The following is a 15,773-nucleotide window of genomic DNA, read 5'->3' as shown; positions in this document are numbered from 1 at the left end:
AGGGGCAAGAAGCGTCACATCCTGGTCGACACGCAGGGCCTGCTGATGCACGCGCTCGTCCATCCCGCCGACATTCAGGATCGGAATGGCGGCGTGCTGGTGATGGCCACGCTGTTTGGCCTCTACCCGTTTCTGCTCAAGCTCTTCGCCGACGGCGGCTATCAGGGACCGGCCTTCCAAGGTGGACTGCGCAAGGTCTGCCGCACCCTCACGGTCGAGATCGTCAGGCGCTCCGATCAGGCCAAGGGCTTCACCGTGTTGCCCAAGCGCTGGATTGTCGAGCGAACGATCGGCTGGCTTAACCGCTGCCGCCGTCTCGCAAAGGATTGGGAATGCAAAAGCCGGAAAGGACGAGCGTTCGTCCTCTTGGCCTCCATCCGCCTCATGACCCGAAAGCTCTGTCAGAAAACATCATGATGCCGGACAGACTCTTAAGAAGCAGCAACGGGTGCCACACCCTGCGACACTCCAAAGCGATTAGACAGCTTCTGAGCTCTATCCGGCGAAATTCCGTACTTCTCCTTCAGACTATCTAAGAGCAAAGACATATCTTCTGGCGTGTATTTTTTTGTACTCATAGCCTCAACCAGCGCGTCTGTTGCGGACATCATTCTAAGATCATGCTTAATCTGTACTAATGACGGAATGGGAAGCTTGCGTCCGAATTTCATAGCGCGTTGCATAGCGAGTCTCCGTCTATTCATCTAAACCGGAAGGCTTATGGTTATTAATAATGGCCCAGAGTTGTGTGCCCAGAAGCCTTAAAAACAAACCTATCACGATTTGGACGAGTTAGGTGGACCATCTCCGAACATTTTTATCCTTCTTCAGAGAAGCGCCCCAGCGTAGCAAACCGAGCCAACAGAAGCGGGGGAAGAGAGAGCACCAAGCTCTACGTCAAGCCCAATGCTTTCCGCTCTTGGTCAGCCCTGGCGTCGCTCTCAGGGAGCCTTGAATTGCCCGTTAGGTAGGGGGAAGTACCTCGAAGCGCTCCGTTGCCGTTTTCGATCTTATGGCAACAGGCTAGACGGCAACCTCGGTTGGAAGGGTGAGGCTCTATCCACTCCAATCACAGGCAAGCTACGAAGCCACCCATTCCATTGGCAGCATCAGCGATGTCGGCAGGATCAGCCTGAGTGTGCCCCAGATGGTTTGCGGGAGCGGATTTGAGCGGCTCAAGCACCATGATTGAGGTCACCTCTGCCACCGAGCTTGGCGGCACTTGAAACGAGCTTAGAGCCGCCTCCGCGCTGACCTCGCTCGGCTTCAGGCAAGCTCTAACTGGGAGCCGCTAGTAGGCTAGTTGCACCGGTGCAATGAATTCCACGGGTGTAAAGATTACCTTGGATGCACCTCAACTAATGCCACCGATGATCTCTGAGTACTAGCTGAAATTGCATCGAATTGCGCGGGCACTCCATTCCAAGATCACTTCTCCCCGCGACAGCGGTGCCGTAAATCTTCCCTGCCGCTTAACCAGGCGGCTCTCGTGGTTCACGAAAGTGATCATGGTTTAGCGCCCAGGGGTGCCGCAAGCAGCTTTTCGGAGGGTCAATGGTGGGGCGAAGGCTTGAGGTTCTTTGGCTCGATGAGCTCACTGCAGCGCACCTTGAAGCACTCCTTGACGCAGAAATGGAGCGCCTGAAGGTCCAGCTTCACGAGCACAGGGACAATGCCCACAGGATCGCATGGGCTCGCGTGAAGCTGCGCATGAGGGGACTGCACGGTATCTGGGGTCAAATTTCTAGCCAGCGGAGACAACTCGGCGTGCCTCCTGCTGACGTGATGAAGGAGCTCAGGTCCAACGTTGAACGCATCGCATGGGAGATGCCCCGCTCGAAGGCGAACACTGAAGCCCTGCGAGCTGAGAGGGCGGCACGACAGGCGAAGCGAGCGGCAGCTCTGGAGGCGCCGAAGGCAGCCAAGGCAAGACTGAGATGCCTCTGACGCTGGCTTCAGCGGCTGGTGGTGGCTGAGGTGACGATAACGCTCACCAAGGCCGGCAGGGGCAGTTAACCGCCTGAACTGTCCGACAAGGCTGGCAGCCGCTCTTGGCTTCCTGCCGCACTACAAGGATGGGCATTCGTGATGGGTGCCTACACCACCACTCCAATTACCCGACAGACTTGCCTGACAAGGGCGCAATCGAGGGCCAAACGGCTCGCATTGAAAGTCACAGCCATGACCGCAGTTCGTACCACTTCCTTCGCCGATACGGCCTTCACCACCAAGGAGGCCTTCAGCCTGTCAGCGGCAGAGGGTGATCAGTTCCTTGCCTTTTCCGAGTGGCACGAGGACTTGTGGCGCTACGTGAGGGAGGTTGGAACCGAGGAGTGTGGCCTAGCGGTCACCTCACCTCTGCTGGCGCAGTACCTCGTGTACGTCGCCTTGCGCGTGATGGCTGAGGGAGATGTCATGAGCCACCTGTACGACCGCTTCGTCGCCATGCCGAAGCTCCCGACCGTCTGGCCTGATACGTGGGACGTGCCAGAGGTCTTGGCCAAGCTGGACGCGCTACTGGACGGTAAGGCTGAGTTCCCGGCAGAGTTGCTGCCTGCCCTTGCTACCGAGGTACGGGTGCAGGCTGAGAAGCTACAGCAATTCGCCACCAGCCTCGAAAAGGGGAGAGCCGCCTAACACCAGACAAACCATTGTGCCTCCAGGGGAATGTGTCTCTGGAGGCCAATTTCTCGGATCATTAGGGAAGGAAGGCAGCGCAGCGCTCAGACCGCAAGCGTTAGGCATGTCGCTTCTCGGGATATCCGCGCCTTCGTTGAGGCTCATGCTACAACACAACCAACCCACTGAACTTCTAAGGAAATGCGTCTCCGAAGGCCATTTACCTCGCGGACTAGCTAGAGATAGGCAACTCAGCCCGCGCATCGAGCATGGTTCTCCCAAGCTGAACCTCGGCGGCTGATACAGGCGGTGCTGAGGGGTCACAATGATTTTACCAGAATTTGTGAAGCGGCATCGACAAACTAAGTCGGCTAGGTTTCCCCCTTGGCCCCTCGCGAACTGTGCCTGGTATCCCGCGCGACATCGGGCTCAGGCGCACGAGAGAAGCACGCGCGTGGCCTGCTCCTTCAGACTCGGTAGAGGGCACCGAGTTTGGTCAACGCGGTTGGCAGGGTTGACCTGACCGGCTGGCTTTGGACCGGGCTGATTGAGAGGATCAGCCAGGACCGGAGGAGCTGGAGATGAGGAGAGGACAGAGGCCGAGTGCCGAGCAGGTGGTGCTGAGGCTGCGCCAGATCGAGGTGCAGACCGCCCAGGGCAAGAGCATCGCCGTTGCGTGCAAAGAGGCGGGCATCTCCGAGCAGAAGCTGAAGGACGAGTGTCTGAAGCAGGAAATCTTCTACTCGCTGAAGGAGGCACAGGCTGTGATCGGCCTCTGGCAGACCAGCTACAACCGCGTGCGGCCGCACTCGTCCTTGGGCTATCGGCCGCCCGCGCCCGTCAGCTTCCCGGACGTAGCCTTCCGCCGACCCATGACCGCTACCATGCAGTAGCCTCGCAAGTGGCTCGGTCCAAAATACCGGTCAGGTCAACTTGACGCCCTCGAAGCGAGACCATAACAGTATAGCCAACGCTCGTTGGCTGGAATGTGATGATCCATGGCACAAGGTGCATTCGTCGCCTACTACCGCGTGAGCACGGCCCGTCAGGGCGCTTCTGGGCTTGGCCTAGAGGCACAGAAGGAGGCCGTGAGCCGCTATCTCAACGGTGGCGACTGGAGCATTCGAGCCGAGTTCGTAGAGGTGGAGAGTGGGCGTAGAAGCGACCGGCCGGAGCTGGAGCGTGCGTTGGCCACAGCTCGGCTGCACCGTATCCCACTCGTTGTCGCGAACGTCTCACGCCTTACCCGCTCATCGGCCTTCCTGCACCGGCTTCTGGAAGCGGGTGTTGATGTCCGCTTCTGTGACCTCCCAGAGATCGAAGGTCCCACGGGCCGCTTCCTCCTTCAGCAGATGGCATCAGTGGCCGAGCTGGAGGCGGGTATGATCGCCAGCCGCACCAAGGCTGCGCTGAAGGCTGCCAAGGCTCGTGGGCAGAAGCTGGGTGGTCACAGGGGCGTGGTAATGTCAGACGCCACCAGAGAGGCAGGCAGAGCCACTAGAACGGCCAAGGCGAACGAGCGGGCGAGCGACCTCGCTCCGATCCTCGCAGACCTCCAGGCCGCTGGTGTGATCTCCTACGGTGCTCTTGCACGAGCCCTGAACGAGCGCGGCATCCCGACCGCACGGGGAGGGGAGTGGTCACCCATGCAGGTGTCGAGGGTGGTCGCGAAGCTGGCATGAAGTGGCTGCTCTGCGCAGGCGGAGCCTCGCTCTAGGGTCGCTTCACAGGCCGCGTTGTAGCTCTCCGGTTCGCCTTGAGCAGCTTGCCCAGAAGAACACCCACTGGAACGGACAAGAGCGTCCAGGCGCGAAGTAAGCGCAGGAAGCGGATCATGTCTTCTGCTCACCCTCATTGACTGCTGCATCGTACCCAGCAGTCCACTGAGCGTGAGCCTTGGTGCCCTCCGCATAGGGGCAGGCGTCACGGCTGAGGCCCTTGCCGGGGGCGTAGAAGCCCAGCGCGTAGTGATCGAGGTTATCGTCTGGCGGTTCGGTCATGGGCGGTAACTTAGGGCTCCCCAGCGCCTCTCCAAGCGGCATTGGGTAGTCACCCATGTAGGTCCGCGGGTGGCCGTTAAGCTGAACGCGACGAAGGTGGGGGCACCCTGCTAGAGCACCTCCACCTCAAATCGTTCACTTCTTCCCAGTCGGCTTGTTGCCCTGACCAGACGGCCTGCTGGAGTGGGTGCTGTAACCCCCGCGGCCTGTCAGACGGCCAACCATCTTCTTCACTGCGTCTGTGACGCCGTGTGTCATCTCGGACATCGACTTCATGGAAGCCTCACGTCTAACCAGCGCAAAGGCTGCGCCGCGTAGACAACGCGGATAGGCGGCCTTGCGTTCATCTGGTTTCAGGCCAGCAGGATACTTGTTGCTCCACTCGATACGACCTTGCAGGCTCGCACGAGCGTGACACGACGACTTCACATGGCTGAAGGCGGCTGCCTACTCAGCTTGCGGTTCGCTCACCTTATCCTCCAATCCAGCAGCTTGTTCCGCAAGCACCTGACGGTACGCCTGCTCCAGCACACCGCAGGGATACAAGCCGACCTTGTTACGGTACGCACCCTTTATGGAGGAGCGGACCTTCGTGGGCACCTTCCCGAGGATCTCCTCATGGAGCAGGCGTGCCCTCTTACCCACTCGGATGAGGAAGCCACGGTCCCACTTCTCACCGCCTAGCTTCATGAACTGCTGCGTGGTCAGCAGCATCACGCGACAGAGTTTGCACAGCGAACAATCGGGGGCAGCAGCGGTCACGAACTCAGCTCCGAGGGCGCCCAATCACTATACGCACTCCGCTGCGTCTTCAAAGCCGAAAAAGAGGTTTTATTTCAGTAGTTTGCGGCGAAAACAGCCTATTACCCCACACACTTGCAAAAGCAGGGCCTTTTCCGAGCTGAAGCATCAGCCTCATCTGCCTGCCTCTGCACGACCGTGCCTGTCCCTCGGGGGATGGGCGCAGCTTCTCATGGTCACCGTGAGCGGCCCACCGCTGCCACGTTAGACCACTTCAAACAGGATCATCACACATGACAACACGAACATGCCGTGCGCCTGGATGTGGCGCGCGAACGACACGCTATGGGCGCCTCTGTTCCACTCACAAATCCCGCTCGCGCCGTCACGGGCACCCTGAGCAGAAGGCCATCACCAAGGCTGACCTCAGGCTCTTCGTGAGGCTCGTACAGGCACGCATCGCGAAGAACGAGACGAGCCCGTTATGGGCAGAGTGCGAGGCGCGATGGGACGCCGTGGTGGAGCGCGCTCGGCACACCCTAACAGCCCTCCAACGTGGGCAGGCGGGATACCGTCATGAGCGCATTGCCGCTCAGGAGATGGTCAAGCTCGCGGATCAAGTCGAGGCCGCTCAGGTGGTCGAGACGACCTTCGCTCTCTTCCTCCTTGAGGATCGTCAGCCTCGTCGCTTCCGCTCTGATCAAGCCTTCCGCTTCCAGCTCGTGCGGCGGCTGCGTGGGCTGACCGACCTCAACGCTGGAGTGTGGTTCAACCACAAGACCGGCAGGACGCATCGAGCCTACCGAGAGCTGCCACCTCGCGCAGTCGCTACGTTCGCCCAGTGGGTGGTCGAGGCGATTGGTGGGATCGGGCTCTACCTCGCCAAGCTCGAGCGTGAGCAGGAGGAAGCCAAACAGCAGAGGATGAACGCACTCGTTGGAGTCCTGGAGACCCTACGGTGACACCCTCCACACAGCAGCCCCCTCAGCGTCACGACTGGTTCGACAAGTGGCTCAGTGCAGGCTCCATCAACACCACTCGCCTCGTGGAGGAAGGCATTGCCCGGGTGGAACAGCATGAGGAGCAGACAGGAGCGCGCCAGAGGAAGCGCAAGGCAGCGGACGAAGCGAACCACCGGGCGATGGTGGAAGCGGTTGTCACGAACCTTGCCCGTCAGACACTCACTCCCGAGGCAGGCAGTCTGGCCATTCTCATGGGCAAGCTGAGGAGGCCCAGGACGCGCTACGATCACCCAGCCTTCGGGGACACCTTCGCGGGCATCATCAGCTCCCTGGAGGCCATCGGCTGGCTCACCTTCCACCCGTCACCTGGCATGGGCGAAGCGTCCGCCATCACGCCCACCTTTCACCTCTCTTCCAAGGTCCACGAGGCAGGCATCAGCCTCGGCGACTTCCTGCGCTCTGCGGGGGAGACCATCATTCTCTCACGCAAGGACAAGGATGGGGCTAGTGACGCTGGGTTCACCCGTGAGCTGGTGGATTATCCCGACACCAGCACATCCACTGCCTTCAGAGGCCAGATGGAGGGCTTGAACGCGTTCCTGAAGGAGGCAGACCTCAGCTTCCTCGACGATGGTCGGGGATCAGTGGACACCTTCCGCAGAGAGCAGCGCAGGTACTTCACCTGCCGAGACGACGATCCAGCCACCAGCCTTGATCGTGGTGGTCGTATCTTCGGCGGCTGGTGGACAAACCTCAACAAGCACAGGAGGGGCAGCATCAGGATCGAGGACGAGCCCATCGCGATCCTCGACTACTCCTCCATGTTCGTCAGGCTCGCCTACGCTCACCTGGGCCTGACACCTCCTGACGGCGACCTCTACGCCATCCCTGGCCTCATTGGGCACAGGAGAGCCGCCAAGCTCATCGTCAACTGCCTCATGTTCGATGAGCACCATCGGCATCGGTGGCCGAAGGTGACTGCTCCTGACGAGATCATGCCTCCTGGGCTGACCATGCCTCGTGTCAGGGCTGCGATCCTTGCTCATCACCCTGAGCTGGGTCGGTGCTTCGGTGAGGGCATAGGCCATCAGCTCATGTTCACTGAGAGCACCATCCTCATCGAGGTGCTTCAGGAGCTCAAGGCTAGGAAGGTGGTTGGTCTCGGTCTTCACGATGGTCTGATCACTTCAAGGCCCAAAGCCTATGAGGTTAAGACAGTCATGGAGGATGTAGCTCAACAGATCACCTCTGCCTTCATACCTGTCACAGTGGACACCATCCCCCCTGCATTACCTTCAGTATCTCTCTCACCCACTCCCTATATGAGGGCCATAAGCCCATAAGGAAGCTCGTGCGGTCTCTTAATCTCACCGCACGAGCGCGTTGGGGACGTTTAGTAACGGGGCGAGTGCGTCCCGTACGAGTTGTTGTGGTAGTTGTAGTTCCCCCGCGATCCAAAGTTGTCCATTTGGGTGTTGTTCGGGTTTGTCCTGTAATGACCGTCAACCTGAGTGCCGCGTGAAGTGGTGTGTCCATTCACGTAGTGGTCAGAGCTGTTCGATCCGGTCCCATAGCTGTAACCACCATACTGCGCCGATGCTGCTACGGTAGATACAGCAAGGATCGCAAGAATGAGCGCCGTCTTCATTGTGCATTACCCTCCCTTGAGAGGCTGAGCAAACGCACGCCACTACACTCGAAGTCCAGCGCTTTCGCGCTGTTCGGTTAATCCAACCCAGACGTGTGCCTCTTGTGGCACACACAACGTGCAAACGAACCACCGGGAGGGGCCTCAACAGGCTCCTCCATTTTCATTTCAACTGGAGAAAATCATGACGAACGAACCCAGCGTGGACGCACCACGCGAGATCACCATTGCCTTCGACGGAGCCTGCCTCGGCAACCCTGGCCCTGGAGGATACGGAGCCATCCTCATCAACACTCGAACGGGACGCGAGAAGATCGTGAAGGGCCGTGAAGCGCTCACCACGAACAACAAGATGGAGCTGACCGCTGCCATCGCAGGGCTCAATGCACTCAGCCCCGGTGCATTGGTCACCATGCTCGGGGACAGTCAGTACGTCATCAAAGGTATGACGGAGTGGCTACCGGGCTGGAAGTCAAAGGGCTGGCGAGGTGCGGGCAAGAAGCCGGTGGCCAACGTGGAGCTGTGGCAGGCCCTGGAGACGGCCGTATCGCGCCACTTCAGCGTCACCTGGGGGTGGGTGAAGGGGCACGCAGGGCACGACCTGAATGAGCGCGCGGACAGGATCGCGAGCGCGGAAGCCGCGAAGGCATAGGTGGGCCTTAGTTGCTGACCACAATCCCAAACGAGGCGTAACGCCTACGTCATCCATTCTGGCGTGAGGGATAGCCGAGCGCGGAACACGATCCTCCCGCTCTCGTCACTCACGCTCGAGATGCAATCGCTTCGATCCCCGGCCCGTCTCCTGTCCCGAGCAACATCAAACAGGGCGTCGATCGCCTCATCTCGCGCCGCGGTGATGTCAGGGAACTCCTGTCCATCATCATCGAAGCAGTGCCGATGGCCATCGTGGAAATCGAAGTAGTAAAGCGGCATCTGGTGCTCCGCTGTACAAACGCGCAAAGGGGCCGTCGCACCCTTTGCGTGCGCGAAGGGCGACGTTCGATGGTCGTAGCGAGCATGCCCAAAATACGGCTCGCAATAACATGGGCCAGTTTCGGGCTTTGTGTCCGGTGCCTACTCTGTATTCGATGATACACGCGAACAAAGCTGCAACCTCTCACCTGCGCGACACCTTGGCGGCTCAGTCTCGGGGCTGCCTTTCACTCTACCTAGCGAGACCCATCATGCTTCTGAAGCGGCGCCTACGGGCTTGCTAATCCACACCGTCATTTAGGCTCAGATGCCAGACGGCTCCCCTGCCAACACTCCGGCACCTGTCCTCGCGAAGCCTCCACCTGTGCTACTCGGGCCGTAGCGATCGCGCATCGACCGGCGTCCGTGCCACCCATGCGGCGATAAGGACAAGAATGGCTCCGCTCACAACGTGCAGTGCGATCTGCCATGCGGCTGCGGAGCCTGAAGACCAGACGAGGATCACGTCACACACGGGAATGAACACGCTGGCTCCCAGCACAAGGCACACAGCGCGCCGCGTCGAGAATAAGGCTAGGCCGCCGAGGTACAGAGCCAAAGCGACGTCGCGGAAGCCGATCGCACGCAAATAGCCTGCTGAGACATCGCTCGGCGCCGGGATGCCGAAGATCGCTGCACCGGCAGTGGGGAACGCGATGAACAGGCCACCAAGGCAGAGGAAGATGACCGACAAAGCCATGACCGCCCAGGTGCTCGGCTCTGTCCATGAGAGCGGCTGCAAGGTCATGCGTGAGTTCCCGACCATGAGGACGCCTCGTTGTCGCCGCCGCGATCTCCTCAGGAAGCTGCGTCTTGGGCAGGGGCGGTCCTAAGACCAACTGGACGCTGTCCCTTCCACCTCACGACACGATCACTGAAGGGGCACTGCAGACATTCTCTTCGTCCGACTGCCCTGCTCGCGTCTACGTTGGGTGACAGTCAGTACGTCATAAAGGGCATCACTGAGTGGCTACCCGGCTGGAAGGGCAGGGGGCGAGCCTGGGGCGAACAAGAACCCGGTGGCCAATGCCGAGTTATGGCAGGCCCTTGAGATGGCCGTATCGTGGGCCACCGAGGGCGCTTCTCTTGGCCCCACTTCGGCCAGCTCTCACCAATGTGACCCCGATTGTTGGCCAACGCCCAGATCATGAAATGGCCACAATCGACTTCAACCTGCTTCACTTACGCTAGAAGCTCTGGCGCGGAGTGATGTTGGCAAAACTGTTCAAGAAAAGTCGTATTGATCACAGTGAAGACGGCGAAAATCAGCCCAATTTGCCCCTCGAACTCTATGAGGAGAAGGTCATCAGCTTCGCCGATGGCCTCTTGAAGCCGCAATCCTTCATCGACCCGCTGTATGACAACGTGCGCGGGATGGCTGCGGCTCTCGACAAGACGGCCGAGCTGGAAGGCAAGATCCAGAGCGCGTTCGAGGCAGGCAAATCAGCCGAGGAGGCGAGCCTCTCGGTGATGGTGATGGGCCTCGATTACAAGGCACAGATCGAGACCGTTGCCCACGCAACAAGCGGCTCGAAGTTCGCCAATGACTTGGACAGGCAAGGGCCTCCAGAGCATGACGGTCGTCGGCTGTGCATAGATGTGGATAGAGCGACGGGCGATTGACGGCCCCCTTCGTCACATGGCTTGTTCTCTCTTTGTTCTTGATTGGGCCGAAGGAGACGCTCATGCCGATGATCGCAGCGGCCGAGCCGGAGAGCCATGCCTGCCCCGTCGAGCAAATCGTGATGGCGTACCTGAAGACCACTGATGGGGACGCAGAGCTTGCCCTTCGTTGTGCCGTCACGGACGCTTTGGCCGACCTCCTTGAAGCCGAGCGCCGCATCCGCGCTCACAGCCGGTTGATCTCACGGGGATACGTCAGGGGCGCTCTGGAGAAGGGCGCGGACACCTCCGCGTGAACCCACCACGTACTGTTGCCTCAGAGACACGCTTGAACCTGGGAAGGCAGCCGGACACCCAAGCTGCCACACTGCTCGCACAAAGCCTGGCGATCACCCCGCGCGACTGATCGCAGCGAGGAGAGGCAGGATGAGCAAGACAGAGCGTTCGCTTACGAGCGCCTCGGTCGTGGCCTTCACACCGCGCGTTGCGCCCGTGGAGGCGGATGAAGATGTCGCCTCCGTCATCGAAGTCCTTCAGGACCAGCTCGCGCTCGCGCGTGAGGGCAAGCTCCGTTCCGTGGCTGTCGTTTCCGTGTCGGCGGATGGCGAGGCGGTTGGCACGCAGTGGTCCTGCAAGGTGGGCGACGTTACGAGCCTGATCGGCAAGCTCACGGTGCTCACGCACGACCTGATGGCAGAGCGCCGGTAGGTGCCGCCGTCGTGCCTCTGGAGTGGTCCGTGTAGGCGGGCTTCCTCCTCATCCTGACCATCATCGCCGGTGCCCAGCGGGATGATGACGCGGCCGCTGTGTTCGACACCAGGGACCGCTGCGAGAGGGTGGGCCATTTGGCCGTCGAGCAGGCACTCACCGAGCTGTCCGCACGAGGAGTTCGGGCTGGATCAGCGTGGTTCCGCTGCGAGGAGGTGCGAGGGAGAGCGATCGGAGACCTGACGCAGTGATCACGCGCCGGGGCGACTAGTGGCCGAAGTCTGACGCTCGACCCCGCCTCGGAGGTCCGTCCCGGGAAACAGCAGAATCGGTTCACCGCCCAGAACCGGACATTCGGCTTCGCGCCTACGTCAGCCGTTGGGAGCCGCACCACTCGCGCTCATAAGGATCAACAGTTTCGTGCGGGAAGGCCCTATCCTTGCCCGATGCCGGGCAGCTTTTTGGGAACGATGACGTTGGGATTGTCGTCTCGGCCAAGCTCAAACGGAAAGGTCGTGCGCTGAAACAGCGGCGAGGTAATAGCGACCTCGATCCGCAAGTCCTCCTTGGACCGATTTGAAAGCTTGAACACATCGGCGTCCGCACCGATTGTCGTCTTGGCGATCATGTTGAGCTTTTCGTCTGAGCATTCGCGGTCCATGCCGAGGAACGCAGCCGCCAGCACTGCTCCTAACTTGGGACGAAGCAGCAGATCTTCGTCGACGCGCTGGTTCGGCGCGATATGATTGAGTGCCGCAAGAACATCTGCATAGTCCCGCCTCAGATCGCCGGCGCTGCTCGCTTCGAACCGCGCCGCTTCCTCAGCCGCGAGATCGGGTTTGCCGCTGTCCATCGCTGTGGACTGATAGTAGTTCTCGATCGCGCCACGCCGCAGGAAGAAGCAGCCTAGTTCAGCAAGCGCATCGAGCAACGCTTCGACCCGGGTGCGCAGGCTCGCTGCCTCAGTCGCCGCTGCATCACCAAAGCTGGCCGGATTAGTCAGCAACCGCGCGAGCGTCACCCGCCGCTTGCTGAGCCTACTGGACTCCTTGTTCGACCAGTCGGGATAGGCTTGCGCGGCCGCATCAACCGCAGCCGAATGATCGTTCATGAATTTCGTCAGGGCATTACGCAGGTCATGGTCGAGATCGACAAGATTTGTTCGTCCAAGCTGATTGGCGACCACGGCAGCTTCGGGCAGTGCGCTGAAATGGCAGATCAGATTGTTCTCGTCCGCGAGCGCATCGAGATCGGCGAGCACCGCAATCTGCTTGTTCATCAATCGAAACAGCTTCGCTGCCTCGACGAATTCGCCCTTGCCGGTGACCGGGAGAACCTGAGCGTTGCGGGCGAGCAGCCGAAGGTTGAGCTGGCGCGCGAGCTGCGTGGCGATGATCTCATCGCTCGGTCCTTCGACGAGGAGCACGCGCTCGGCAAACATCGCCATACGGTGCGTGGTGCTGAGCCGCGCGACCAGAGCCGCCAATTTGGTTCGCTTCAGGATATCGGCCTCGACGGGAACTTGCGCTGGTGGCTGACGGACCGAGTTGAAGAACGCGATGGTGGGCAGTTCGCCGATTCTACGTAGTGGCAGCAGCGAAGCCGAATGCGTTGCGATCACTATGAGCTTACGCGCTGGGTCAGACGGATCGCCCGAGACCTTTTCCATCTCCTCCAGCAAGAATGCCTGATGCTGCGGATGTAGCGAAATTTCTGGCTCGTCGATCAGTAGCGCCCCGATTTCCTCATTGTGAATGGCGGCGAGGAGCGCCACGAGTTGGAGGATACCGCTCGCCTCATAATTGGCGGCGTAGGACTCTCCACCCGAGATCGGCGTGATTCGGACGTTTAGTCCCAGTTGCGACCAGCTGAGCTGGACACTGCGATCGAACAGCTGCTGCAGTCGGGCTTCGATCTTGAGGCGCAGGTCCGCCCGGCTGTCGAGCACGAGCAGGGCTCCGGTGACGCTCTCAAAGTTCCACCAATGATTGCGATAGTCGATATGCCCAACCGCCGCGTCCGAGGTGTTGCTCGAGTGGGGGTTGTCAATGGCGGCGCGGAACACTTCGAGCGGACTGCTGCGCCCGGCTGAGAGGAAGTGCGTCTTGCGACCATAAATCCCGATATGGTTTGTGGCATCAAGTGCGGACTTGATAGCGCGCAGGGCGCGGGTTTTGCCGCTGCCGTTTGGCCCAACTAGCGTAGTGATGCCGGGCCGTATCTCGATAAGCCCTTCAGTCCCAGCTTCGCCCAACACTTGGAGCTTGACCGCAAGTGGCCAAGCTTGTGCGGTCCCCTGCGTGTCCAAGTTCACCTTCTCCGTCCTACCTCGCAAGAATTTGTCTTCGTATGTACCGCCACGCTTCCGCAGGAAAGGCCCAAGCGGCAATGGTGACAGCTTTTCGCATCGTCTTGTGAGGAGCAGCCACCTCGCGAATCGCGCCTAGCCCAGGAGGTGACATTAAATCAGGCTGTCCGGCGGACTTTCCACGAATCAAAGAAAGGTTACGAAAGGCTGCCGCGACGAAGGTACGCAAGCGAGGTACTTCGTGGGGTACGCAGGCGGCGTCTCGGTCCCCGTAAGTAATTCTAAATCCTAACTAAACAATCGCGGAGACGGGGGTGGCGGAGCCTAACGGGTTCTCTCAGGATGCCAGCCTGAGCTGGTGAGCGCGCTTCATCGACACTGACGTGGCTGGACCTGGCTGGTGGACGCATCTGGGGTTTCAGAGAGATCGTTGATGCAAGCGGGATAGGTCCAACCCCAAGTAGCGCACCTTCTCAATCTCACGGTACAGCGTGGCTGCCTTCAGCCCTTTGCCATAGATCGCCTCTTCCCCATCACTGTCTCTTCGCCAGCCTCCAAGCGCACGCACCCTTTCAAGGCCAATCTCAGCCTCCCTGAGCGCGTCTCGGTAGTTGTGCCGGAAGCTGTGGAACGAGACGCCCGTTACGGCCATGTCGAGCTTTCCGAGGAAGCGGCGCTTATCGTTGAACCACTTGGAGAAAGTGCCAGAGAGATAGCCCATCGAATCGGGCTTCAGCTCGGGAAAGAGGCGTCGCTCGCCCTTCGCACGCATGCCTACCGCAAACTCCAAGAAGCCGATGCGCTGAAGCTCGGGATGGATGGGAACGAATCGCTTGCCTGCCTCTGTCTTCACCCGCTTACGATCCGCCTCATCGGCTCCAGGCTCGCCAGCGTCATCGATGAGGATGACCGGCACGCCGTCCAGCTCTGTCACGTCCTCCACCCGTAGCTGGCAGCACTCACCCAGCCTCATGCCCGTCCAGAGGGAGAGGAGGGGCACCCAGAAGCGTCCGCGACGAATGATGTTGGGCCCAGGCTTGGCGTAGCCTTCCTCGTCATCCTGGCATCCGGTGTAGAGCGGGGAATTGAAGATGGCTTGGAGCTGCGCTGTAGAGAATGGCTGGCGAAGATCGCGCTCGTCCCGATCATCGGGCAAGGCCAATCCCTCGGCCGGGTTACGAATCACCCGCCAGTTCTTTACGCCCCACTTGAAGAGGGCCGAGAGGTTGTGAAGGTAGTTGTTGACGGCGGATACCCCCAGCCGCTCCAGCTTCTCCGCATCAGCCACCTTCGCGGCCTCCTCAAGGGACAGACCAGGGAACCGCTGAGAGGCGTTCCTGGGGAGCCGCATGACGACGTTGCGGATGCGCTCACAGTCCACCCGGTGGATGCTGTCCACTGGGGTCTCTGGCCCGAGTAGCTCGCGCATCGCGCGGAACACGGTCTGGTAGGTCTTCAGCGTGCCCGGTGTGCGGGTGCGTGTAGGGTCTGTGAGGTAGGCCGTGATCAGCTCCTCGACGGTACAGGAGCGGGGCATAGAGGCTGCTGCAGGTGGGGCAGGGGTTTCAACCACCTCGCCAGCGTTTCGCTCAATAAGTGCCTTCGCCCACCGCTTCTCGGCTTTCAGCATCGCGTACCCGAGCCGCTTCCACGACTCTGAACCCGGCCGTACGTTCAGTCCTCGAAAGCGGAGGACCTCCTCCATCTCAAAGGCCATGAGATGGCTATCGCCACGGGCTAGAGCCTCACCACCGCACTCATTGATGATCTCTGCGGCCTCGATCTTCCGCCTGAGATCGCGCTCCGAGAGGCCAGCGCGCCGGTCCTCCTCATCCTCCTCCAGCACCCACGAGAGCCATAGTGAGGCGACCCGCTCTGCTTCGGCTGTCGATAACTCGTCCTCGTGACCACTCAGCCGCCGTCTCGCAGCTTCTAATTCCCTGTCGAACTCGACGGACTTCAGGCGGGCGAGACGGCGTGCCTCGGCCGGATCGGAGGTTCCGAGAGCGATCCACTTCTGCCCACTACGGGCGCCAGGGATGGCTTCCCGAAGCTCTTCAGGCACCCAGGCTCGGAACGAGTAGGTACCGTTCTTACGGCGAACGAGGCGGGTTTCAAGGCCCATCGAGAGGGGTCACCTGTAGCAACAACCTGTAGCACAGGTGCCTACCAACCCTCTGAAAGTCAACGCT

Annotated in this window: 16 protein-coding genes and 1 pseudogene; 10 read left to right on the top strand and 7 right to left on the bottom strand. The window is 60.4% G+C overall.

Going from position 1 to position 15,773, the window contains the following annotated elements; translation table 11 throughout:
- Window positions 1-417, top strand: a 417-nt coding sequence (locus WDW90_RS20460; protein ID WP_336489311.1) for a transposase, incomplete at its 5' end; no start/stop codon positions are given.
- Window positions 418-431: 14 nt separating this feature from the next.
- Here the strand turns inward: WDW90_RS20460 and WDW90_RS20455 are convergent.
- Entirely contained in the window at window positions 432-683 is a 252-nt protein-coding gene (locus WDW90_RS20455) for a hypothetical protein (RefSeq protein ID WP_336489310.1), read from the bottom strand.
- Between the two features lie 1,405 nt (window positions 684-2,088).
- Between WDW90_RS20455 and WDW90_RS20450 the strand changes: the two genes are divergently transcribed.
- The 3 genes and pseudogenes from WDW90_RS20450 (at window position 2,089) to WDW90_RS20440 (ending at window position 4,301) form a co-directional block, all read left to right on the top strand.
- Window positions 2,089-2,637: a hypothetical protein gene (locus tag WDW90_RS20450; protein WP_336489309.1), complete on the top strand. Its 549-nt coding sequence runs from the start codon at window positions 2,089-2,091 to the stop codon at window positions 2,635-2,637.
- 686 nt (window positions 2,638-3,323) lie between these two features.
- Window positions 3,324-3,512 (top strand): annotated as a pseudogene (locus tag WDW90_RS20445) (integrase core domain-containing protein); the annotation flags it as partial.
- A gap of 105 nt (window positions 3,513-3,617) precedes the next feature.
- The gene (locus WDW90_RS20440) at window positions 3,618-4,301 is read left to right on the top strand and encodes a recombinase family protein (protein WP_336489308.1); all 684 of its coding nucleotides are present in this window, start codon (window positions 3,618-3,620) and stop codon (window positions 4,299-4,301) included.
- Between the two features lie 150 nt (window positions 4,302-4,451).
- Here WDW90_RS20440 and WDW90_RS41250 read toward each other — a convergent pair whose 3' ends face one another.
- Both WDW90_RS41250 and WDW90_RS20435 read right to left on the bottom strand, forming a co-directional pair.
- Window positions 4,452-4,619, bottom strand: a complete 168-nt coding sequence (locus WDW90_RS41250) for a ribosome modulation factor (RefSeq protein ID WP_488803313.1) — start codon at window positions 4,617-4,619, stop codon at window positions 4,452-4,454.
- Between the two features lie 447 nt (window positions 4,620-5,066).
- Window positions 5,067-5,381 (bottom strand): hypothetical protein, encoded by a 315-nt coding sequence (locus tag WDW90_RS20435; RefSeq protein WP_336489307.1) that lies wholly within the window; start codon window positions 5,379-5,381, stop codon window positions 5,067-5,069.
- Between the two features lie 494 nt (window positions 5,382-5,875).
- Here WDW90_RS20435 and WDW90_RS20430 point away from each other — a divergent pair, with 494 nt between their 5' ends.
- The 3 genes from WDW90_RS20430 (at window position 5,876) to rnhA (ending at window position 8,622) form a co-directional block, all read left to right on the top strand.
- A complete protein-coding gene (locus WDW90_RS20430; RefSeq protein WP_336489306.1) occupies window positions 5,876-6,322 on the top strand; it encodes a hypothetical protein in 447 nt (148 codons plus the stop codon).
- Window positions 6,319-7,665, top strand: coding sequence for a hypothetical protein (locus WDW90_RS20425; RefSeq protein ID WP_336489305.1), 1,347 nt, complete (start codon window positions 6,319-6,321; stop codon window positions 7,663-7,665). The genes WDW90_RS20430 and WDW90_RS20425 overlap by 4 nt, the downstream gene beginning before the upstream one ends.
- A 489-nt stretch (window positions 7,666-8,154) precedes the next feature.
- Window positions 8,155-8,622 carry a ribonuclease HI gene (gene rnhA / locus WDW90_RS20420; protein WP_336489304.1) on the top strand — a complete coding sequence of 156 codons (468 nt, stop codon included), beginning with the start codon at window positions 8,155-8,157 and terminating at the stop codon, window positions 8,620-8,622.
- 44 nt (window positions 8,623-8,666) lie between these two features.
- Here the strand turns inward: rnhA and WDW90_RS20415 are convergent, their stop codons facing one another.
- On the bottom strand, window positions 8,667-8,903 hold the full coding sequence (locus WDW90_RS20415; protein ID WP_336489303.1) for a DUF6894 family protein: 237 nt from the start codon (window positions 8,901-8,903) through the stop codon (window positions 8,667-8,669).
- A 367-nt stretch (window positions 8,904-9,270) separates the two neighbouring features.
- The gene (locus tag WDW90_RS20410) at window positions 9,271-9,690 is read right to left on the bottom strand and encodes a DUF4267 domain-containing protein (protein WP_336489302.1); all 420 of its coding nucleotides are present in this window, start codon (window positions 9,688-9,690) and stop codon (window positions 9,271-9,273) included.
- Window positions 9,691-10,151: 461 nt separating this feature from the next.
- On the opposite strand from WDW90_RS20410, the gene WDW90_RS20405 reads away from it, so the two are divergent.
- The 3 genes from WDW90_RS20405 (at window position 10,152) to WDW90_RS20395 (ending at window position 11,273) form a co-directional block, all read left to right on the top strand.
- Window positions 10,152-10,565 (top strand): hypothetical protein, encoded by a 414-nt coding sequence (locus tag WDW90_RS20405; protein ID WP_336489301.1) that lies wholly within the window; start codon window positions 10,152-10,154, stop codon window positions 10,563-10,565.
- Between the two features lie 62 nt (window positions 10,566-10,627).
- Entirely contained in the window at window positions 10,628-10,861 is a 234-nt protein-coding gene (locus tag WDW90_RS20400; protein ID WP_336489300.1) for a hypothetical protein, read from the top strand.
- 130 nt (window positions 10,862-10,991) lie between these two features.
- Window positions 10,992-11,273 carry a hypothetical protein gene (locus WDW90_RS20395; protein ID WP_336489299.1) on the top strand — a complete coding sequence of 94 codons (282 nt, stop codon included), beginning with the start codon at window positions 10,992-10,994 and terminating at the stop codon, window positions 11,271-11,273.
- Window positions 11,274-11,706: 433 nt separating this feature from the next.
- Here the strand turns inward: WDW90_RS20395 and WDW90_RS20390 are convergent, their stop codons facing one another.
- A complete protein-coding gene (locus tag WDW90_RS20390; RefSeq protein WP_336489298.1) occupies window positions 11,707-13,581 on the bottom strand; it encodes an ATP-dependent nuclease in 1,875 nt (624 codons plus the stop codon).
- A 418-nt stretch (window positions 13,582-13,999) separates the two neighbouring features.
- Window positions 14,000-15,706 carry a DUF6538 domain-containing protein gene (locus WDW90_RS20385; protein WP_336489297.1) on the bottom strand — a complete coding sequence of 569 codons (1,707 nt, stop codon included), beginning with the start codon at window positions 15,704-15,706 and terminating at the stop codon, window positions 14,000-14,002.
- Window positions 15,707-15,773 lie beyond the last annotated feature (67 nt).

It is taken from the genome of Methylobacterium nigriterrae, from assembly GCF_037106235.1.
Lineage (GTDB): Bacteria > Pseudomonadota > Alphaproteobacteria > Rhizobiales > Beijerinckiaceae > Methylobacterium > Methylobacterium nigriterrae.
The sequence above is the reverse complement of the archived record's forward strand: the minus strand, read 5'-3'. Positions and strand labels throughout refer to the sequence as shown.

Coding starts and splice junctions, on each gene's coding strand:
- rnhA (WP_336489304.1), top strand. CDS start 8,155: ATGACGAACGAACCCAGCGTGGACGCACCACGCGAGATCACCATTGCC.
- WDW90_RS20455 (WP_336489310.1), bottom strand. CDS start 683: ATGCAACGCGCTATGAAATTCGGACGCAAGCTTCCCATTCCGTCATTA.
- WDW90_RS20440 (WP_336489308.1), top strand. CDS start 3,618: ATGGCACAAGGTGCATTCGTCGCCTACTACCGCGTGAGCACGGCCCGT.
- WDW90_RS20395 (WP_336489299.1), top strand. CDS start 10,992: ATGAGCAAGACAGAGCGTTCGCTTACGAGCGCCTCGGTCGTGGCCTTC.
- WDW90_RS20400 (WP_336489300.1), top strand. CDS start 10,628: ATGCCGATGATCGCAGCGGCCGAGCCGGAGAGCCATGCCTGCCCCGTC.
- WDW90_RS20415 (WP_336489303.1), bottom strand. CDS start 8,903: ATGCCGCTTTACTACTTCGATTTCCACGATGGCCATCGGCACTGCTTC.
- WDW90_RS20450 (WP_336489309.1), top strand. CDS start 2,089: ATGGGTGCCTACACCACCACTCCAATTACCCGACAGACTTGCCTGACA.
- WDW90_RS20405 (WP_336489301.1), top strand. CDS start 10,152: ATGTTGGCAAAACTGTTCAAGAAAAGTCGTATTGATCACAGTGAAGAC.
- WDW90_RS41250 (WP_488803313.1), bottom strand. CDS start 4,619: ATGACCGAACCGCCAGACGATAACCTCGATCACTACGCGCTGGGCTTC.
- WDW90_RS20385 (WP_336489297.1), bottom strand. CDS start 15,706: ATGGGCCTTGAAACCCGCCTCGTTCGCCGTAAGAACGGTACCTACTCG.
- WDW90_RS20410 (WP_336489302.1), bottom strand. CDS start 9,690: ATGACCTTGCAGCCGCTCTCATGGACAGAGCCGAGCACCTGGGCGGTC.